Below are 19,568 nucleotides of genomic sequence, written 5' to 3'. Positions count from 1 at the left end.
GTTTTTTTTATTCTCTCCAATATACCTCGAATCCGTGTTTAATCAGAAAGGAAGAACATAATACATGAAACACGAGCAACTAGCCAAAGACATTCTAACTGGCGTTGGTGGCAAACAAAACATTAATAGTGTTGTACACTGTGCGACCAGACTAAGATTCAAATTGAAAAATGACAACAATGCTCAAACAGACGAGCTCAAAAATCTCGACGGTGTGATCACTGTTATGCAAAGCGGAGGACAATACCAGGTCGTCGTAGGTAACGAAGTATCTGATGTCTACAAAGCACTGCTTCAAGTTGGGAATATGAGTGCTGATGAACCCGTGAGTGCAAGTGATAATGGTGACTCATCTGGCAAAAAGGAAAGCTTGCTTGGTCGTTTTATTGATTTGATCTCAGGTGTATTTACGCCAATTCTAGGTTTGCTTGCTGCAACAGGGATGATCAAAGGTTTCCTGTCGATGTTTACTTCACTTGAATGGATTGATCCTGCTTCCGGTACGTATCAATTGTTGAACGCGGCAGGTGACTGTCTGTTCTACTTCTTCCCAATCTTCTTGGGATACACAGCTATGAAAAAATTCGGTGGGTCACCATTCCTTGGTATGGCATTCGGTGCATCACTGGTGTATCCGACGTTATCCGGTTTAAGTACTGGAGATCCATTGTATACGTTGTTTACAGGCACGTTGTTTGAATCACCGATTCATATTACGTTCTTAGGTATTCCGGTTATTTTGATGAGCTATTCTACATCCGTTATTCCAGTTATTATCGCTGCTTATTTTGGTTCCAAAGTAGAAGCGTTCTTCAAGAAAATTATTCCTTCTGTGGTGAGAACGTTCCTTACGCCATTCTTCACGATTCTCATCGTTGTGCCCGTAACGTTCCTATTGATTGGTCCAATCGCTACTTGGGCAAGTCAGTTAATCGGCGCAGGTGTAACAGGTATCTATGACCTGAGTCCTTTGGTAACAGGTATTGTTGTTGGTGGGTTGTGGCAAGTGTTGGTTATCTTCGGTCTTCACTGGGGAATTGTACCGATCATGCTCCTTAATCTGTCCACATTAAAAGCAGACCCTATTTTGGCTATGATGTTTGCTGCTTCATTTGCACAAATTGGTGCAGTTCTTGGTGTCATGTTGAAAACGAAAAATACTAAACTTAAATCACTGGGTGTACCTGCTTTTGTATCAGGGATCTTCGGTGTGACCGAGCCGGCAATTTATGGTCTTACGTTACCACTGAAAAAACCATTTATTATGAGCTGTATTGCTTCAGCAGCAGCGGGTGGTATCGTTGGTTTCGCTGGCTCCAAATTATTTGTATTCGCTTCAGGGATTTTCGGTATTCCTGCTCTAATTAGCCCAACAGAAGGAATTAACTATGAATTCTGGATGGCTATGATCGCTACTGTAGTTGCCTTTGTACTAGCCTTTGTATTGGTATATGCTATTGGATTCAATGATCCTGCTAATCCGGAAGCTGCTAAACAGACTCCAGAACCAGTAAAAGAAGAGAAGGTTACGCTTGAGCCTAATCCGAACAATCGTTACGAAATTTCTAGCCCAATGACGGGTGAAGTGGTTCCGTTGCAAGATATTAATGATGCTACCTTTGCTGGTGAGCATATGGGCAAAGGGATTGCAGTTCGCCCAACGAGTGGTAGAGTAGTATCACCTATTAATGGTGTGGTACAGACGATCTATCGTACTAAACATGCAATCGGACTTGTAGATGATCAAGGTGTTGAGATTCTGATTCATATCGGGCAAGATACGGTACAGCTCAAAGGTCAGCATTTCACAGCTCATGTGAAGGATGGAGACCGTGTGAGTGTGGGTGATCTGATCGTGGAGTTCGATCTACAAGCCATTGTTGAAGCGGGTTATGAGATTGTCACGCCTATTATTGTAACGAACACAGCGGATTATCTTGATGTGGTCGGTACGACAGCTCAGAACGTGCAGGAAAAGGATAAATTGATCACGGTAATTGGTTAAATCTAGTTCATTGTGCTATCATTTATTGGAAAATAGGATTTAACTCAAAAACAACTTCGAACTATTCGAAGTTGTTTTTTTCTATTCCAGATACCGGAAATAATATATTTATATTCTTTAAAAATAACTGTTGCAAATGTAGTTCAGATGTACTATTATGAATTCAAGAAGTAAGCGCATACATCAATCGGATTGTAACTGTTCAATCAGGCAATTCCGACCAACCTTGGTCAGTGAAGATTGATCGCAACTTACTTTAGTTATTAAGATAACTAAATACCAATGTGTACAGCCTTACAGGGTTGCAACCGTTAAGGGCAAAACCTGAATTGCTGAATAACACGACTTATTTCCGGATGATCCGGTACGTTGTGTATGTTCAGTAGTTCAGGTTTTCTTTGTTTCAAAGGCATGGATGAGACACACTTAGAGGGGGAAATACAATGAGTAACTACGATCAATTGGCCAAGGATATTCTGTCACGTGTAGGGGGTCGCGAGAACGTAAATAGCGTATTCCATTGCGTAACAAGATTGCGGTTTAAACTGAAAAATGAAAGCGTAGCCAAAACGGAAGAACTTAAAAATCTGCCAGGTGTTATTACCGTAATGCAGAGTGGTGGACAATATCAAGTGGTCATCGGCAATGAAGTGCCGGATGTATATAAAGCTGTAGTCAAAGCGGGGAATTTCCCGAGCGAGGGACAGTTTGAAGAGGCAGAGGATAACTCTGGTAAGAAAGTTGGTTTGTTCAGTCGCTTTATCGATATGATCTCAGGTGTATTTACACCATTGCTCGGTTTGCTTGCTGCGACAGGGATGATCAAAGGTTTCAATGAGATGTTCGTAGCCTTTGGATGGATCACTCAGGATTCTGGAACGTATCAGCTCTTGAAAGCAACGGGCGACAGCTTGTTCTACTTCTTCCCTATCTTCCTGGGATATACAGCAATCAAGAAATTTGGTGGTTCACCGTTCCTAGGGATGGCGATTGGTGCCTCTCTCGTGTATCCGACGTTAGCTGGTCTTAAAGCAGGGGATCCATTATACACCTTGTTTACAGGTACATTGTTTGAATCACCAATTCACGTTACGTTTCTAGGTATGCCTGTTATTCTGATGGAATATTCCTCTTCGGTTATTCCAATCATCATTGCAACTTTCATAGCTGTAAAAATCGAAAGATTTTTCAAAAATGTCATTCCAAAAGTAGTAAGCACGTTCCTTGTTCCGTTCTTCACCTTGCTTGTAATTGTTCCTGCAACATTCTTGGTTATTGGTCCAATCTCCACATGGGCTGGTCAAATCATCGGCGCGGGAGCTACGTATATTTATGACTTGAGTCCACTTATTACAGGTTTGGTTATCGGTGGTTTGTGGCAAGTGTTTGTACTGTTCGGACTTCACTGGGGTCTCGTTCCAGTTCTGTTGCTCAACCTTAGTACAGCAGGTGCCGATCCGATTGTAGCGATGTCATTCGCAGCTTCATTTGCTCAAACTGGTGCTGTTCTTGCCGTATTGCTCAAAACTAAGAATACAAAATTAAAAACACTCAGTATTCCAGCATTTATTTCCGGTATATTCGGCGTAACTGAGCCAGCGATTTACGGCGTTACGCTTCCACTGAAAAAACCGTTTATCATGAGTTGTATTGCTGGTGGTATCGGTGGTGGTATTTTAGGATTTGCAGGTTCCAAGTTGTATATGTTTGGTGGCCTCGGAGTATTTGGATATCCAGCGTTCATTAATAAAGAAGTTGGAATTGAATCTTCATTCTACATGGTAATCGTTGCAACACTGGTTGCTTTTGTCCTTGGTTTCATTCTAACTTATGTAGTTGGCTTCAAAGACAAAGAAGAAGCAGCGCCTGCTCCAGCACCAGTACTTGATCCAAACCCAAACAGCAGATATGAAATCATGAGCCCGATGGCTGGTGAGATCGTTCAACTGAAAGAAATCAATGATGTAACGTTTGCAGGAGAGCACATGGGTAAAGGGATTGCAATTCGTCCAACGAGTGGCAGAGTGGTGTCTCCAATTACAGGCACAGTACAAACGGTGTATCGGACTAAACATGCGATTGGTCTTGTCACTGATGATGGTGTAGAGATGCTCATCCATATCGGACAGGATACAGTGCAACTGAAAGGGCAGCATTTCAACGCACATGTAAAAGATGGAGACCGGGTTAATGTAGGTGATCTGATTATGGAATTCGATCTGCAAGCGATTAAGGATGCAGGATATGAGATTGTGACACCTATTATCATCACAAACACTTCAAGCTATCTGGATGTTGTAGGAACCAAAGAAGCATCTGTTCAAGAAAAAGATAAATTGATCACTGTACTAAATTAAGTCCAATCAAATAAACAGAATTCACAATGATATGGGAGGGCTACTCAATGTTTGAGAAGTTGACAGCCTTCCCAGAGAATTTTCTCTGGGGAGGAGCAACAGCAGCGAATCAATTGGAAGGTGCTTACCTAGCAGATGGCAAAGGCTTGACGACCGTAGATTTGATTCCAACGGGAGCCAATCGAATGAACATTGCGCTCGGTAATCTTAGTTCTTTTGTGCCTCAAGCGGGAGAGTTTTATCCTTCACATGAAGCGATTGACTTTTATCATCGTTACAAGGAAGATATCGCCTTATTTGCCGAAATGGGATTCAAGTGTCTTAGACTCTCCATCGCTTGGGCACGAATTTTTCCGAATGGGGATGAGACAGAGCCGAACGAAGCAGGTTTGCAATTCTACGATAATGTCTTTGATGAATTGTTGAAATATAACATCGAACCGGTAGTGACGATTTGCCATTTCGATGTGCCGGTTTATCTGGTCGAAACGTATGGTGGATGGACAAACCGTAAAATGGTCGGTTTCTTTGAGAAATATGCGAAGACGTTATTCAACCGGTATAAGGGTAAAGTGAAGTACTGGATGACTTTTAATGAAATCAATATGTTGCTGCATCTGCCGTATATCGGTGCCGGAATTGTACTTAAGGAAGGGCAGGACAAAGAACAGCTATTATATCAAGCGGCACACCATGAATTGGTGGCAAGTGCACTAGCAGTTAAAGCTTGTCACGAGATTATTCCGGGTGCACAGATTGGCTGTATGCTCGCGGCAGGTATGGTGTATCCTTACACGTCCAATCCGGATGATGTATGGAAAGCGATGGAGTTAGATCGAGAATCCTTCTTCTTCATCGATGTGCAGTCGAAGGGAGCATACCCAGGGTATACGAAACGATTCTTCAGAGAACATAACATTCATATTGATATGCAACCGGAAGATGCAGATATTCTTCAACAAAACACGGTAGATTATATCGGGTTCAGCTATTACGCGAGCCGTTGTACAAGTGCTGATCCAGAAGTGCTGAAGAATTCAACCGAAGGTAACGTCTTTGGTTCCGTGAAGAATCCTTATCTTCAAGCTTCAGAGTGGGGATGGACGATTGATCCCAAAGGGCTCCGCATTACGTGTAATCAGCTACACGACCGTTACGGTAAGCCATTGTTTATTGTAGAGAATGGGCTTGGTGCAACGGATGTCTTATTAGACAACGATACCGTAGAAGATGATTACCGGATTGAATATCTGAACAGCCACTTCGCTGAGATGGCAGAAGCGATTCAGGATGGCGTTGAGATTCTCGGTTACACAAGCTGGGGGCCAATTGACTTGGTCAGCGCAGGTACTGGTGAGATGAAGAAGCGTTACGGATACATTTATGTAGATCGGAACAATGACGGCACAGGTACACTGCGAAGAGTGAGAAAGAAAAGCTTCCATTGGTATAAAGACGTTATTGCTAATAATGGCGCACAATACTTCTAATCATTTTTCTAGCAATAACTAAATAAAACAAAGAGCAATCTCGTTATAACGGGATTGCTTTTTGTTTGCATGACTTGAAATTACCATTTAATTTTTAAGGCCAACTTGTAGTCAATCAACATGGATTTTTCCGGAGTTAGGTCTACCTGAGATTGAAATAGAATCGAGATTTAGGCGGCCAAAATTTAAATCGAATTGAGCATAAGCAAACCAAAGGGTAGACATCTTAACAGTTGGCCTATGGTTTTTTATGATTGATAGTAGAATGGAATGTATGAGTTAGGTGTCACACTTTGACTTGTTGGCGCTCAAAGATACATATGAATGCTTTACGCGATCCTGAGTAAACTCGATCTGTTTAAGGTACCTGTAGGCTCTGGTAGGCGTTCAACCGTCCATACTGCCAGTAAACGCCTGAACCCGATACTGGATCGGAAGCGAAGCAGAGGGCATCCCGTATCTGTGCGTTTGTTTTACCTTTGGCAGCGAGCAAAGCAGCTACTCCGGCTACGTGCGGAGCTGCCATTGATGTTCCGCTAAGATAAGCATAAGAGCTACCCAAATATGTGGATAAGATGGTGTCGCCCGGTGCAGCCATGTCGACCCAAGAGCCATAGTTGGAGAAGTTAGATTTTAGATCAGAAGGGTTCGTTGAAGCAACCGCAATGACGTTGGGATAGGATGCAGGCACGATTGGATAAGATGTATTGTCATTACCTGCCGCAGCGATAATGACGGCACCTCGATCCCAAGCATACTGTACGGCAGCTTGAAGGAATGCTTCGCCCATCGGACCACCCAAACTTAGATTGATCACTTGAACACCATTGTTGGCTGCAAAGACAAGCCCATTACCGACATTGCCCATCGTTCCTTGTCCGTTGTTATCCAGTACGCGAATTGGAACGATGGAGGCTAGTGGTGCAACACCTGCAATCCCGACACCGTTATTGGTGATGGATGCAGCAATGCCGGCTACATGGGTACCATGACCGTTCCCATCTTCGGGAATATTATCATAATCAACATAGTCGTAACCGGGGAGAAGCTTGGCGGCAAGTTCGGGGTGATTCAGTTGCACGCCTGTATCGATGATGGCTATTTTGATCGTGCTGTTGCTCTGGTTTACATCCCAGGCAGCAGGAGCATTGATTTTTGGCAGATTGTACTGGTAAGGGAAGAATGGGTCGTTAGGCGTGAAAGAGGTGTTAACGTAATAATTGGGTTCGGCATGCTCAATCAGTTCATGATCCTTGTAATGCTTGAGCATACGATGCATGTTTTTACGAGATTCCAGACGATACCAGCCCATATCTTCATACGTCTCAGCAACGTTACATCTACCTTTCCGGTGAAGCGTGTGCATCTCGTCGGGGGTTGTCCCTTCTTTAAATTTGACTAAAAGCTGCTTGGGAGCGTGAGGATGAAACGAACTTTCCGTCACGTAATCCACATAACGATAAACGAACCAGGTTATCATCATGACAGTTACTGCACTGATGCTGATCCATAACCACATGGAAGATACCCCCTCTAATTTGGATTATGATACGACTTATCGTATGCAGAATCTATTAGATGGCGTGGGTGCTCTACCAATTTGGTTAGATGTGCAGATAGATTGATAGGATGACGGGAATTCGGTAAGATGGATGGAAGAGCAGATCGGCACGAACAGCATTCTGAGAAGTGCCAGCAATGAGCTCCAAATACAGAGATAAGGAACGTGGAATGTTTTGACACAATTTCTGATTAAACCGACAGTAGCGCCCGTTCAGGTGCACCAGATTCAGGAAGCCATTGATTTTGCCATGCGAGTTCGTCGTGAAGTGTTTCCGATGTTGGATCACACAAGACTACCTCTAGATTTTGAGCAATTCAGTGCACATTATATGGAGTCCAAAGATGCAATTTTCTTGGTAGCTACGGTGGGTGAAGGTCAGATCGTTGGTTCTATCGGAATTCTGCCATATGATGATCGAATTGAAGTGATACAAGGGCGATATCCACAGGAGTCCGCAGCCGAGATCGTGAAATGTTATGTCGATCCTGCATATCGCAGATATGGTATTGGATCGATGATGTTGCAAGACTTGGAAAACAGGGTGGGAGACATGAGGTACACAACGCTGTACCTACATACACATCACTTTTTACCTGGAGCTGTAGATTTCTGGAAACGTCAAGGTTTTACCATTATTACGGAACAGAACGATGACTGGCAGACTGTACATATGGATAAGCCAGCAGGCAAGATCTGAAGGCCTTAACGTTTACGTAATTTCTTTGTTACCTAATATCACGAGTTGGGGGAGTTATTTATGTATACGAGTCTAATTGAGAAACTGGAGCATACCCAAGTCTTACGTTGGTTTCCGAATCGTCAGGTTCAAGAGAGCTGGATTGTTGAAATTGAACAGGAGCTTGGTTTTCCATTACCACCTTCCTATCGCTGGTGGCTGCTGAATTATGGTGTAGCTCACCTAAGTGGGACAGGTATTCTTACGATATCTCCTCCCGAACACCGAGAATACGCGGATACGGATATTTTGTATATGTATCGTCTTGCTGATGAAGATGCGAAGCGGGAAGGGAAAGTGGAGCTTTTTGTCCCGGATGAGGATGAAATATATTATTTCGATATTCGAACAGCAGATGAAAATGGGGAATACAAGGTAATTAGGCTTGACTATTTAAATGGAGAACCTGAAGTATATGCTGATTCTTTTGCTGCATTTTTGGAGAGGTTGATCGACGAACGCACGCCAAGATAACTCATTATCGTATTAACAGACTATAGACTTACACAATGAGGGATAACGAGATGAAGAGAACGAATCAGAACACAGTGAAACCTAAAATGGTGTTTATTGATATTGATGGTACGTTGGTAGATGACGAAGGGAACCTTCCGTTATCAGCGCGACAAGCTTGTCAACAAGCACGCGAGAATGGGCATTTGCTCTATCTTTGTACGGGGCGTTCCAAGGCTGAGGTCTATGATGCGATCTGGGAAGTGGGGTTTGATGGCCTGATTGGTGCAGGCGGTGGCTATGTGGAATTTGGCGAACAGGTGTTATATCACAAAAAGGTTACAGTCGAAGCTGTACGCCAGATGGTTGATTTTTTCAATGAACATGACATTGATTTCTTTCTGGAATCAAACTCTGCACTGTATGGCAGCCGGAATCTGCAAGGTCACCTTGAGCGACGCATATATGGCGATATAGACAATGATCCATCAGCACGAGCCAAAAAAGAACAGCAGCCTCATCCATTTATTGCAGGGATCACCTATGGTGAAACAGATCTGTACAAGCATGACGTCAATAAGGTTTGTTTTCTGGAGAATCCTATAGTACCGTTTGAACGCATTAAGCAGGAGTTTAATGGAAAGTTCGGAGTCATTCAATGCACCGTGCCGATCTTTGGTGAAGGTAGCGGAGAACTCACGATATTGGGTGTGCACAAGGCTTCAGCGATCGCCGATCTGATCGAACATGTAGGGATAAGCCGAGAAGACACCATTGCGATTGGTGATGGGATGAATGATGTGGAGATGTTAGAATTCTGTCACGTAGGTGTTGCGATGGGCAATGCGAAGCCTGGGTTAAAAGCGATTGCAGACGATGTCACGGGTACCGTCCAAGAGGATGGATTATACCATGCTTTTGTGAAGTATGGCTTAATTAAAGGGTAACTCCAGCTTGGTGAGTGTGGAGGAAGTATGGGCCATTGAATTCTAACTGCACTCTTATATGATGAAAGGACGGTTGATGAATGTCGGATCTGATGAAAATGGAATTCGAAATTAAGGCCTTTGGATTAGAAGGTCACGAGGGGTATTCCGAGGCCTATCGCCAAAATGAGATTGTTCGCACAAAACTGGTATCGAGAGACACCACGTTGGGGGAAGTCGAAGAGGTCATTAAGGAACTGATGGCAGAGATCCGACAGGAATTCATTCAGCCACCAGAATACGTTAATGCCAAAGTCGTTCTAAGGGTAAAAAGCGAGAATGGAGAATTGAAGTATTTAGGGTGAATTCATTAATTGGACATCATCCGAACGATTGCAACCAATGCGCCAACCATGGCTCCTACAATGATAATACTGACTACCGTGAATATAAGCGTGAATTTTTTGCCATTCATATAGATCTCTCCCTGTTGTGAATTTAACTTATTTTGATCATTGGAGATGAATTTTAGTTAAGTTATTAAAACTATAGCATGAAGAACGGATCTAGGAACAGAGAAAACATAATAAAGAAGCACAGAGTCAATTCATTTCTTCATCATTTCGACACGACTGTCCGATATATATGATGTACGTGCAAAAGCCTGTAGACGAAAGGAGTGTGGATTATGGATATCGCAGCATTGTCTGTAGTCATGAGTCAAGCATCGGTTAAACAATCCGCAGGCTTGCAAGTCATGTCTATGACTAAAGATCTTGCGCAACAGCAAGGTCAACAAATGACTGAAATGTTGAAGTCGGCAGCTCCACATCCCAATCTGGGAGGAACATTGGATATCTCTGTATAAACGTTACTCCGCTGTATGATGTATTCCAATGTAACAAACTCGCAGCAAGCAAGCCCAAACAGCTCCAATTCGTGTGAATTGAGGCCGTTTGGGTTGTTTTTCGTGTTCATAATAAGATTAAACTGTAATTTGAGAATCCAAATTCAAGCAGTCTGCACAAAGAAAATTCCTACTAATGGCGCTTCAGTTGACGAGTTATCTTTGCGTAGCATTAAATATCCATTCGCATCGGAAAGTCCTAATATATCTTGATATGGCGCCGGGAAATCACCCGAATAAATCTGACATACGATATCGTAATGAACTAATAGATGTGAGATTCCGTGCATGCCATTAGGTGAATTTGAGGTGAGAAATGAGAATGCAGGAAAATCATGCTCCCTTAGTTCAACTTCCGAGAATGTTATTCCACACAACGGTATGCATGAACTAGGGCTGGCGGACATTATAGAAGAAGGAGTTACTGAGACATATGTATAGCCTCCCAATATGTTTTCATTCCACTCCAGCTCATCCCCGGTATATGTTACTTGATCCAGAAAATAATCTGCTGCCGAATAGGTGGAGAATACCGAGATGAACCTATCTGCCGGTAAAGAGGCAGAAGGTACATGCTTGGCAAGTTGATTACAATCGATTGAAAAGAGATGAATTAAAGGATCACCCTCTGGATTAAGGGGCCACTCTTGTACATATGCTTTGTCACCGCCGATCCAAATCCCTGAGTCTTTATTGGCATGATTGGGTTCAAATGTCATTCTTGTAACTTGGTTCATCATCAAGCTCCTTAGTTGTGATTGCTTTGACTTCGAATGTTCTGCTTCCAGCGTAAAGTGAACATATCGGTAGGTTTAAGATTTATGTTGGATGGCATATCCGAAAATCTGCTTCGCATGGGTCCAATCGACACCATGATTCCCTCTCCAGCCTGCCCATGGCATCTCCAGATCTGAACGGCCGTTGGTATTGTTTAATTGTAACCCCGCAAGGTGAAGATCCTCGACTTTTGTCCAATGATTTGGGCTGAGGCTCAGCTTCTGATTGGGTAGAACCCCAACCAAGGCGAGAGATTGCAGTATACCACGCCGGATTCCAGGTGTGCCTTTGATTAACTTATTCGAGGTGAGACGCTTCTCATATTTGCCCGGAGATTCATCATCGGTTGCCTCATCTAGACTGATAAGCAGTTGGTTAAAAATAGTGATATCGTCTGCTGTTGGTGTAATCGGTGTTTTCTCCAGCAGGTGTACGATCTCATACAGATCCACATAAGCACCACGGCTAGTGCCTCCATAATAATTCCCTAAGTGGATGGCATAACGAATCCAAGAAATATTCTCCCAGCCATTGTCGTTGTGACTAAACCCGCAGATTTTGCACATGAGAAACCTCTCGGCTTGTTCGTATATATGCGGAGTGGTATGAATCATCATATGGTAGCTTGCAAGTGTCGAAATGCCCCTCGGATAACTGCCGCCTACTCCTGCAATGAAAGCATCAGTAATTGTACGCCAGGATAAGCTCTCATTTTGTTGTAGAGCAATCAGCTTGTCTATGATTACATCATGTTCGATCTGTACGATGTCATTCACATTCCAATTGTGAACTTGCAAGAGTTCTTGTTCTGCAGCAGTCAGTGTGTCAACCTGGTACAATGTAACTTGACGTTCGCGGTCGTACACGCCATTCGAGTAATGATATAATTTCTTCAGAGTCTTAAGTAACTTCTTGTCCATAAAATCTCCTCTCAATGAACATTAGGTTAGCGTTCTTTATACATAAGGGTAGATCGTATTGTTTCTCTAAATTATATAAGGCTAAGACATGAATAGAAATCAGTACAAGGTACTAAAAAAGAGGTTACCCAAAAAGTCCGTTTCAATTATAAAGGATGGTGGAACATGAGAATTAACAAATACATCAGTGAGACGGGTTACTGCTCACGCAGAGAAACCGATCGCTTGATTGCTGCTGGGCGCATTACGATCAATGGAGAAGTGTGTGAAAGGGGGGCTGGTGTTGAGCCAGGTGATATCGTGCTTATCGATGGACAAGAAATTCCTAGGGAAGAACGTGAACGTGTATACATAGCACTGAATAAGCCTATTGGCATTGTATGTACGGCTGCCGAGAGCGTTGCGGGCAATATCATTGAATATGTCAATTATCCCTCGCGAATTTTTGCGGTTGGTAGACTCGACAAAGCCTCAGAGGGCTTGATTTTATTAACCAATGATGGAGATATCGTTAACAAAATGATGCGCTCTGAGCATAATCACGAGAAGGAGTATATCGTAACCGTTGATAGACCTCTAACAGATGAGTTTATCCATGCGATGTCGGCGGGGGTTGAGATTCTAAATGTCGTTACCAAGCCTTGCGAGGTGTATCGTGAGGGTGAATTTGTTTTTCGCATCATATTGACACAAGGGCTTAACTTGCAGATCCGACGCATGTGCAAAGCACTGGGATATAGAGTGATGAAGCTGGAGCGGGTACGTATTATGAATATTACGCTGGATCATCTGGAAAGAGGCAAATGGAGACATCTGGAGCCAATAGAATTGGACAAGCTTCTTTCCCTATTACAATGATCGACTAGTGGATTTTCCAGCTACATTACTTGAAGTATCGACATGACCGGTACTTCTTTTTTCGGATAAGTAAGATCCAAGCAAGGTTAGTGCAACCCCCAGGATGGTAAACCAAGTCATCGCTTCGTCCAGTATGAGTGCAGATGCAACGACTGTAATTACAGGTACAAGATAAATATAGATGCTCGTTTTCACGGCACCAAGTACCCGTACAGCTCGGTTCCAAGTGACAAAGCAGAGTGCAGAGGCTCCTATACCCAGAAACAGAAGATTGGCAAGATTGTTCATGTTGGCGAACCGCACCAGCCTAAGGTCAAATTCAAACATAAACAAGGTTGGCAGCATGAAAACCAAGCCATAGAAGAATACTTTACGTGTTGCACCGATCGTATGATAGGTTAAAGCGCCGATTTTGCGCATGAGAACGGAGTAGACTGCCCAGACCATAGGTGCGAGAAAAGCGAGAACATCTCCAATGGGGTTCAGCTTCAATAAAAAACTGCCGTTCAAGCTAATAAGTATGATGCCAGATAGTGCAAAGGCGAATCCTAGTACAAAGGAGCGATTCAGACGCTCTCCATGAAGGAAAAAGTGTGCAAGTACAGCAGTGAAAAATGGCGCGATGCTGACAATAACCCCTACATTCGATGCAAGTGTGTACGTTAAAGCAATATTTTCAATGAGGAAATAAAGGGTTACCCCACACAAGCCTGCCGCTGCAAAGAGCATTTCTTCTCTAAATGAGACCAGGGGTATTCGTTTGGAATACAGCAGAAACAAGACAACATATCCGATAACGAAACGAAAGAACAATATCTCCACAGGTGTGAAATCGATCAACAGAAGTTTGGTAGAGACAAATGTTGTTCCCCAGATGAGTATTGTAAATAGAGCAAGCATATGCCCAGTTGAGAGCTGACGTTCATGTGTCATCATATGCTATCTTTCGCAGCGCTGGCGCTAGCTTCATGATTAAAAATGCGTCTATACTGCCGAGGGGTGAGCCCGATCAGTTTTTTGAAAAAATTCGTAAAGTGGCTCTGGTCACTGAAGCCTGTCCGCGTAGCAACTTCAATAGGGAGTGCACCTTGTTCAAGCAGCTTCTTGGCATGACTAATGCGAATCGTTTCCAGGTAGCGATAGGGAGAAATGCCTTTTTGGGTTGTAAATAAGCGTAGCAAGTGATATTTGCTCAGACCTGTCATCTCGACAAACTGATCTAGCATAATCGGCTCCATATAATGGGCTTCTATGTACTCGCAGACACGTCTGATTTCGGTGGTGAGATCCTGTGATGCTACTGGAGCCAGCGCATCCGCATGATCTCTGATCAATTGATCCAATAGCATTAACAATGCTTCTTCCTTATGGAAATCGGATTGACCTTCCAAGATCATCAAGTGTAATTCATGTAATGACGTGCAGAGTTCACTCTGATAGAGCACGGGTTCTGTAAACCGGGGAAGGTAGTCTTGACCGGTAATTTCCTGCACATATTTTCTCATCACCTCAGGTTGAATGTTGATGCATCGATAGTCCAAAGTTCTACCATCTATCCCTTCACAGGCATGAGGATCCTGCGGATTGAAAATAATGACATCACCACTGTTCAGCATATATTCCTTGTTATTGCAGGCGAGGTAACGTTTACCTTGCTCAATAAAACCAATGACGTAATAGTCATGAAAATGGTTCGGGAATTTCTGCATAATACCTTCGAATTGATAGGCTTCCAATTGTAGATCTGTATCATAAACGACGGTTCGCACTTCACGTGTCATATGGTGCACCTTCTTTCTAGTAAGTTATACATAGTATAAAGGGAGAAGAAGGAATTTTCTTGAATGATATTGCGGTTTGCATTACAATTTGAGCATCTTAGATTGTAAACGATTAACTACTAACAAGCTATGCTTCAAGGCAGACAAAGGAGGAAAATAACGTGTTCGAACATTTAGTTATTTTTAAGTTTAACGATCAGACCACACTGGCTAAGCAGCAGGAGTTTGTAGATCAATTGTTGGCACTAAAGGAGAAGATTCCGGGCATTCTTGAATTGACAGCAGGTATTAACCAAACGGAAGAGACAGACCGAATTCAAGGTTATACGATTGGATTAAGAGTAACCTTTGAAGATCAGCAGGCTTTGCGCGCCTACGGACCACATCCTGCTCATCAAGCATTCGTAGCTTCTCTTAATGGATGGGTTGAGAATGTTATCGTATCAGACTATCCGTTGCCCCTTAAATAATTGACGAGAAGTAAAAGTGAAGAATGAATTGAATCAGCAACAGCAAAAGCTAGTTTATGGGTTAGACTATGGATTAGCTGTTTTTGTGTTGTCGTTCGAAAAGTTGGAATCGTTCACCGATTGATAATTGTGATTGGACGATAGTCAGGTTCATCTTTATACTATTTATCAGAGTTAACAGCTCTGTATTTACGGAATAAGCATGCAAATTTGGGCTGAATATGCTAAAGTTTCTACAAGAACATGAGTGTCATGTTCGCTATCAATGAATTTTTCATGCGACTACATAAATGAGCATTGCTTGAGTAGGCAACAATAACCTTGTATTCAAGGAAAAGGAGTGTAGTGATATCATGCCAACAGCAAAGCTTGCGACAGGCTGGAATTTTGATAACAGTTATGCACAATTACCACAGACGTTTTATACGAAGCAGGGAGCGGGGCCTGTGCAGTCCCCTCACTTGATCATTTTTAATGATACAGTTGCAAGGGAACTTGGTTTAAATACAGAAGAGCTGAACAGTGATGCAGGGGCGGCTATTTTTGCTGGCAACCTCACACCCGAAGGGGCTGAGCCCTTGGCTCAAGCGTATGCAGGTCATCAATTTGGAAATTTCAATATGCTGGGGGATGGACGTGCATTACTTCTAGGTGAACAGATTACCCCAGAAGGGGAACGCGTAGATATTCAATTAAAAGGATCTGGGAGAACGCCATATTCTCGCGGAGGGGATGGACGTGCGGCTGTTGGGCCGATGGTTCGTGAATATATTATTAGTGAAGCCATGCACGCCTTAGGCATTCCTACAACGCGAATTCTCGCTGTTGTTTCAACAGGAGAAGCCATCATTCGCGAAACGGAGCGGCCAGGGGCTATACTAACCCGTGTGGCTTCCAGTCATGTGCGTGTAGGTACATTCCAGTATGCAGCAAGGTGGGGAACGGTAGAGGAATTGCGGGCTTTGGCGGACTACACGCTGGAGCGTCACTATTCGGACATCAAACTGGATGAGCACCGCTACCGCTCTCTGCTTGAAGAAGTAATCAAACGCCAGGCATCGCTGGTGGCTCAGTGGCAACTGGTTGGTTTTATACACGGGGTCATGAACACGGATAATATGACGTTAAGCGGCGAGACGATCGATTATGGGCCATGTGCTTTTATGGATGTATACAAACCAGGAACTGTGTTCAGCTCAATAGATACTCAGGGGCGGTATGCTTATGGCAATCAGCCTTACATTGCGGGATGGAACCTAACGCGCTTAGCAGAGTCTCTATTGCCGTTATTACATGAGGATGAGGATCAAGCTGTGCAAATTGCCCAGGATGCCATCTCCCAATACTCTGACTTGTATCATCAAGCGTGGTTGTCTGGCATGAGAGCCAAACTTGGATTGTTTAATGCGGAGCCTGAGGACGAAACATTGGTGAAGGATCTCTTGGAAACGCTGGAGAAGGCCGGAGCAGATTATACCAATACCTTCTTGGATCTAACTTTCGATAAGACTCATCCTTCTAATCTCGCTGACCTTGATCCATTCAAGGAGTGGCATACACACTGGCAGACAAGGTTGGAGAGACAGCCTCAATCCAGAGAAGAAGCACGACAACTGATGAGCAATCATAATCCAGCGGTCATTCCACGGAATCATCGAGTAGAGGAAGCGCTGGATCGTGCGGAAAATCATGGGGATCTTAGTTTGGTAGAGAAACTAGTTGAGGTGCTGTCAAATCCATTCGACCATTCGATTGAACGTTCAGAGTACACCGAAGTCCCTGCCACATGTGACTCATCTTATCGAACATTCTGCGGTACTTAAACCTAAGAATAAAACATGGTAATATGTAATTATCGCACCACATCTAGTGTTATTCGTAAAATGAAATAAATTAAGGCTGCCTAAGGGCAGCTTTTTTAATGGAATAGTGTAAGGATGAAGGTTAAGATATATAAAGTGAATCAATGTCGAGGACAAGCCTTGAATAGTGGGAGGAAATCCCGTATTAAATCGGCAGGCTATAGGAGTGTGAATATGTCACATTTGCTGAACAAACAAGAAATTGCAGATGCACTAGCTGAACTACTCAAGCATACATCTTTACCTCCGGATCAGTTAGCGGGCAATATTAATCGTTTATTTGAGGCGTTTAAATGGGAGGGTGTGCCTTATGTAGAAGTGGGCAAAACCGCCTATATAGTTACAATCTATGAGCGGGGAATGCCTATGTTGAAGAAGCGATTGAAGCAAACAGACGAAGTTCTATACTGGTTACTGGAAGATATTATTTTTACGATTGCGCATGTTGAACTTATGAAACGGCATGGAGTTGACAATGTACATACACATTTGAAGTACACGGAGGCTGTCTATGCAGAACTGAACTCGGATGTTAAGGAGGCTTTCCAACAGATTGGTGGAGTATATCTACATTGGCACGAGAGTGGCAAGAGGCGGGAACTTGAACAGAGCTGAAGAGCATAGGTCTTTATCTGTTGGTGTATAATATGGACGAACGCTGTTTCCAAAGCATCTTTTTTTGAAAAGTATCTTGAGAATAATATTGGTGACCAACCATAGATTCGCAAAGCATATAAGGTAGAGATTACTTGGTCTTGCATTGACTCAAAGGTTCCGCTATACTGGCTATAATCTAATACATGAACTACGATGATAGAGCGCAGTAGCGGCTTTGTCCCTGTTACAGAAAGTCAGGGGTTGATGGAACCTGATACATACAAGGGCTGCGAATTACACTCTGGAGTATCTTGGGTAATGCCAAGCGGGATGGCGAACGATATTTCGCCAAAAGCGGTACAGACAACAGGTTGGTTTCAATGTCTGTGCAAGTTGGGTGGTACCACGGTTATGAATCGTCCCTATGTCAACAGATGACAAGGAGGCGATTTTTTTGTGTCCAAAAAAAGCTGCCCAGAAGTGTTTCTTGCTGACTCACGTATCTCATGAGCTGAGGATTATGAAACTGGAGAAGGAGTTGTATATTCGTGAATATTATTGATGAATTAGAATGGCGCGAAGCCATTAACCAACAGACGGATGAGGAAGGACTGCGTGAGCTGATTGGGTCGAAGTCGGTCTCCTTGTACTGTGGTGTCGATCCTACAGGAGACAGTATGCATATCGGGCATTTGATTCCTTTTATGATGCTCAAGCGTTTCCAGCAGGCAGGACATCGTCCAGTCATTTTGATTGGCGGAGCGACAGGTACGATTGGTGATCCAAGTGGACGTCAGTCTGAGCGTTCTTTGCAGACATTGGAGCAAGTTCAAGACAATGTGAATGCATTGACAGCTCAGTTGAAAAAGCTTTTTGTGACCGAAGGCGACAATCAGGTACGCATGGTAAATAACTATGACTGGACACACCAGATCAATGTCATTGAATTTTTACGTGACTACGGCAAAAACTTCAACCTCAATACGATGCTTGCTAAAGACGTCGTGGCGAGCAGACTTGAGGACGGAATTTCGTTCACTGAATTCTCCTACCAGATTCTCCAATCACTTGATTACCTGCACCTGTACAAGAATGAAGACGTACAATTGCAGATCGGCGGCTCTGATCAATGGGGAAACATTACGAGTGGTCTTGATCTCATTCGTAAAAAAGAAGGCTCTGAGGCTAAAGCGTACGGTCTGACGATTCCGCTCATGCTCAAAGCAGATGGCACTAAATTCGGTAAATCAGCAGGTGGTTCAATCTGGCTGGATCCGAACAAAACGACACCATTTGAGTTCTACCAGTTCTGGGCGAACACGGATGATCGTGATGTCGTGAAATACTTGAAATACTTCACGTTCTTGAGTAAAGAGGAGATCGAGGCCTTGGCACAAAAGGTGGAGACAGAGCCGCATAAACGTGAAGCACAAAAGGCACTCGCTGAAGAAATGACGAGATTCGTGCATGGTGAGGACATGCTGGAGCAGGCTAAACGGATTACAGCAGCCTTGTTCAGTGGAGATATTCGTTCCTTGACGGCAGATGAGATCGAGCAGGGCTTCAAAGAAATGCCTACCTTTGAAACGGAAGGCGAAGCTAAAAATATCGTTGACTGGTTGGTGGATCTTGGTTTAGAGCCATCAAAACGTCAAGCGCGTGAGGATATTACCAAAGGTGCAATCTCCATGAACGGTGAGAAAGTAACAGAGCTGGAATTTAACGTTTCTGCAGAGCATGCCATCGGTGGGAAGTTCATCATTATCCGTAAAGGGAAGAAGAACTACAGCCTGGTGAAGTTGAAGTAAAAAAGACAGCAATACAAAACCGCCCCCCTTTGATTAGATCAAAGGGGGGCGGTTTTA

At 43.4% G+C, this 19,568-nt stretch carries 18 protein-coding genes and 1 other annotated feature; of the genes, 13 read left to right on the top strand and 5 right to left on the bottom strand.

The window, feature by feature from the left end; all coding sequences use genetic code 11:
- Nucleotides 1-64: 64 nt before the first annotated feature.
- From V6W81_RS17695 to V6W81_RS17685, 3 genes are all read left to right on the top strand, one after another.
- A complete protein-coding gene (locus tag V6W81_RS17695; protein ID WP_338539925.1) occupies nt 65-2,005 on the top strand; it encodes a beta-glucoside-specific PTS transporter subunit IIABC in 1,941 nt (646 codons plus the stop codon).
- 443 nt (nt 2,006-2,448) lie between these two features.
- Nucleotides 2,449-4,362 (top strand): beta-glucoside-specific PTS transporter subunit IIABC, encoded by a 1,914-nt coding sequence (locus V6W81_RS17690; RefSeq protein ID WP_338539924.1) that lies wholly within the window; start codon nt 2,449-2,451, stop codon nt 4,360-4,362.
- 47 nt (nt 4,363-4,409) lie between these two features.
- A complete protein-coding gene (locus tag V6W81_RS17685) occupies nt 4,410-5,852 on the top strand; it encodes a 6-phospho-beta-glucosidase (RefSeq protein WP_338539923.1) in 1,443 nt (480 codons plus the stop codon).
- Between the two features lie 358 nt (nt 5,853-6,210).
- Here the strand turns inward: V6W81_RS17685 and V6W81_RS17680 are convergent, their stop codons facing one another.
- Nucleotides 6,211-7,371, bottom strand: coding sequence for a S8 family peptidase (locus V6W81_RS17680; protein ID WP_338539922.1), 1,161 nt, complete (start codon nt 7,369-7,371; stop codon nt 6,211-6,213).
- A gap of 217 nt (nt 7,372-7,588) precedes the next feature.
- Between V6W81_RS17680 and V6W81_RS17675 the strand changes: the two genes are divergently transcribed.
- The 5 genes from V6W81_RS17675 (at nt 7,589) to V6W81_RS17655 (ending at nt 10,399) form a co-directional block, all read left to right on the top strand.
- The gene (locus V6W81_RS17675; RefSeq protein WP_260985352.1) at nt 7,589-8,113 is read left to right on the top strand and encodes a GNAT family N-acetyltransferase; all 525 of its coding nucleotides are present in this window, start codon (nt 7,589-7,591) and stop codon (nt 8,111-8,113) included.
- Nucleotides 8,114-8,173: 60 nt separating this feature from the next.
- Nucleotides 8,174-8,626: an SMI1/KNR4 family protein gene (locus tag V6W81_RS17670; protein WP_338539921.1), complete on the top strand. Its 453-nt coding sequence runs from the start codon at nt 8,174-8,176 to the stop codon at nt 8,624-8,626.
- Nucleotides 8,627-8,676: 50 nt separating this feature from the next.
- On the top strand, nt 8,677-9,552 hold the full coding sequence (locus V6W81_RS17665) for a Cof-type HAD-IIB family hydrolase (RefSeq protein WP_338539920.1): 876 nt from the start codon (nt 8,677-8,679) through the stop codon (nt 9,550-9,552).
- An 80-nt stretch (nt 9,553-9,632) separates the two neighbouring features.
- Nucleotides 9,633-9,896, top strand: coding sequence for a hypothetical protein (locus tag V6W81_RS17660; protein ID WP_056689864.1), 264 nt, complete (start codon nt 9,633-9,635; stop codon nt 9,894-9,896).
- A gap of 323 nt (nt 9,897-10,219) precedes the next feature.
- Nucleotides 10,220-10,399 (top strand): YjfB family protein, encoded by a 180-nt coding sequence (locus V6W81_RS17655; RefSeq protein WP_145047280.1) that lies wholly within the window; start codon nt 10,220-10,222, stop codon nt 10,397-10,399.
- A 143-nt stretch (nt 10,400-10,542) separates the two neighbouring features.
- On the opposite strand, the gene V6W81_RS17650 is transcribed toward V6W81_RS17655, so the two are convergent.
- Both V6W81_RS17650 and V6W81_RS17645 read right to left on the bottom strand, forming a co-directional pair.
- Nucleotides 10,543-11,175, bottom strand: coding sequence for a DUF1963 domain-containing protein (locus tag V6W81_RS17650; protein WP_338539919.1), 633 nt, complete (start codon nt 11,173-11,175; stop codon nt 10,543-10,545).
- Between the two features lie 75 nt (nt 11,176-11,250).
- Nucleotides 11,251-12,135, bottom strand: a complete 885-nt coding sequence (locus V6W81_RS17645; RefSeq protein WP_338539918.1) for a hypothetical protein — start codon at nt 12,133-12,135, stop codon at nt 11,251-11,253.
- A 165-nt stretch (nt 12,136-12,300) separates the two neighbouring features.
- On the opposite strand from V6W81_RS17645, the gene V6W81_RS17640 reads away from it, so the two are divergent.
- A complete protein-coding gene (locus V6W81_RS17640) occupies nt 12,301-12,993 on the top strand; it encodes a pseudouridine synthase (protein WP_338539917.1) in 693 nt (230 codons plus the stop codon).
- Here V6W81_RS17640 and V6W81_RS17635 read toward each other — a convergent pair.
- Both V6W81_RS17635 and V6W81_RS17630 read right to left on the bottom strand, forming a co-directional pair.
- Nucleotides 12,985-13,926: a DMT family transporter gene (locus V6W81_RS17635; protein ID WP_338544024.1), complete on the bottom strand. Its 942-nt coding sequence runs from the start codon at nt 13,924-13,926 to the stop codon at nt 12,985-12,987. The two genes, V6W81_RS17640 and V6W81_RS17635, sit on opposite strands and share 9 nt — an antisense overlap.
- Nucleotides 13,926-14,774 carry an AraC family transcriptional regulator gene (locus tag V6W81_RS17630; RefSeq protein WP_338539916.1) on the bottom strand — a complete coding sequence of 283 codons (849 nt, stop codon included), beginning with the start codon at nt 14,772-14,774 and terminating at the stop codon, nt 13,926-13,928. The genes V6W81_RS17635 and V6W81_RS17630 overlap by 1 nt, the downstream gene beginning before the upstream one ends.
- Nucleotides 14,775-14,935: 161 nt before the next feature.
- Here V6W81_RS17630 and V6W81_RS17625 point away from each other — a divergent pair, with 161 nt between their 5' ends.
- The 4 genes from V6W81_RS17625 to tyrS all read left to right on the top strand — a co-directional run bounded on the left by V6W81_RS17625 (nt 14,936) and on the right by tyrS (nt 19,511).
- Entirely contained in the window at nt 14,936-15,244 is a 309-nt protein-coding gene (locus V6W81_RS17625; RefSeq protein WP_338539915.1) for a Dabb family protein, read from the top strand.
- 353 nt (nt 15,245-15,597) lie between these two features.
- Complete coding sequence (locus V6W81_RS17620; protein ID WP_338539914.1) at nt 15,598-17,067, top strand: protein adenylyltransferase SelO; 1,470 nt, start codon at nt 15,598-15,600, stop codon at nt 17,065-17,067.
- A gap of 213 nt (nt 17,068-17,280) precedes the next feature.
- Entirely contained in the window at nt 17,281-17,721 is a 441-nt protein-coding gene (locus tag V6W81_RS17615; RefSeq protein WP_338539913.1) for an Imm63 family immunity protein, read from the top strand.
- 186 nt (nt 17,722-17,907) lie between these two features.
- Nucleotides 17,908-18,130 (top strand) — a binding site (T-box leader).
- Nucleotides 18,131-18,251: 121 nt separating this feature from the next.
- The gene (gene tyrS / locus V6W81_RS17610) at nt 18,252-19,511 is read left to right on the top strand and encodes a tyrosine--tRNA ligase (RefSeq protein ID WP_145047264.1); all 1,260 of its coding nucleotides are present in this window, start codon (nt 18,252-18,254) and stop codon (nt 19,509-19,511) included.
- The last annotated feature ends 57 nt before the right edge of the window (nt 19,512-19,568 follow it).

The sequence above is a fragment of the Paenibacillus tundrae genome, assembly GCF_036884255.1.
In the GTDB taxonomy this organism is placed as follows: Bacteria; Bacillota; Bacilli; order Paenibacillales; family Paenibacillaceae; genus Paenibacillus.
Note: the sequence above shows the minus strand (reverse complement) of the source record. Positions and strands in the feature narration are given on the sequence as shown.

What these genes read in the sequence shown, in the direction of transcription:
- V6W81_RS17695 (WP_338539925.1), top strand. Translation starts at nt 65, where the DNA reads ATGAAACACGAGCAACTAGCCAAAGACATTCTAACTGGCGTTGGTGGC.
- V6W81_RS17690 (WP_338539924.1), top strand. Translation starts at nt 2,449, where the DNA reads ATGAGTAACTACGATCAATTGGCCAAGGATATTCTGTCACGTGTAGGG.
- V6W81_RS17685 (WP_338539923.1), top strand. Translation starts at nt 4,410, where the DNA reads ATGTTTGAGAAGTTGACAGCCTTCCCAGAGAATTTTCTCTGGGGAGGA.
- V6W81_RS17680 (WP_338539922.1), bottom strand. Translation starts at nt 7,371, where the DNA reads ATGTGGTTATGGATCAGCATCAGTGCAGTAACTGTCATGATGATAACC.
- V6W81_RS17670 (WP_338539921.1), top strand. Translation starts at nt 8,174, where the DNA reads ATGTATACGAGTCTAATTGAGAAACTGGAGCATACCCAAGTCTTACGT.
- V6W81_RS17665 (WP_338539920.1), top strand. Translation starts at nt 8,677, where the DNA reads ATGAAGAGAACGAATCAGAACACAGTGAAACCTAAAATGGTGTTTATT.
- V6W81_RS17660 (WP_056689864.1), top strand. Translation starts at nt 9,633, where the DNA reads ATGTCGGATCTGATGAAAATGGAATTCGAAATTAAGGCCTTTGGATTA.
- V6W81_RS17655 (WP_145047280.1), top strand. Translation starts at nt 10,220, where the DNA reads ATGGATATCGCAGCATTGTCTGTAGTCATGAGTCAAGCATCGGTTAAA.
- V6W81_RS17650 (WP_338539919.1), bottom strand. Translation starts at nt 11,175, where the DNA reads ATGAACCAAGTTACAAGAATGACATTTGAACCCAATCATGCCAATAAA.
- V6W81_RS17645 (WP_338539918.1), bottom strand. Translation starts at nt 12,135, where the DNA reads ATGGACAAGAAGTTACTTAAGACTCTGAAGAAATTATATCATTACTCG.
- V6W81_RS17640 (WP_338539917.1), top strand. Translation starts at nt 12,301, where the DNA reads ATGAGAATTAACAAATACATCAGTGAGACGGGTTACTGCTCACGCAGA.
- V6W81_RS17635 (WP_338544024.1), bottom strand. Translation starts at nt 13,926, where the DNA reads ATGACACATGAACGTCAGCTCTCAACTGGGCATATGCTTGCTCTATTT.
- V6W81_RS17630 (WP_338539916.1), bottom strand. Translation starts at nt 14,774, where the DNA reads ATGACACGTGAAGTGCGAACCGTCGTTTATGATACAGATCTACAATTG.
- V6W81_RS17620 (WP_338539914.1), top strand. Translation starts at nt 15,598, where the DNA reads ATGCCAACAGCAAAGCTTGCGACAGGCTGGAATTTTGATAACAGTTAT.
- V6W81_RS17615 (WP_338539913.1), top strand. Translation starts at nt 17,281, where the DNA reads ATGTCACATTTGCTGAACAAACAAGAAATTGCAGATGCACTAGCTGAA.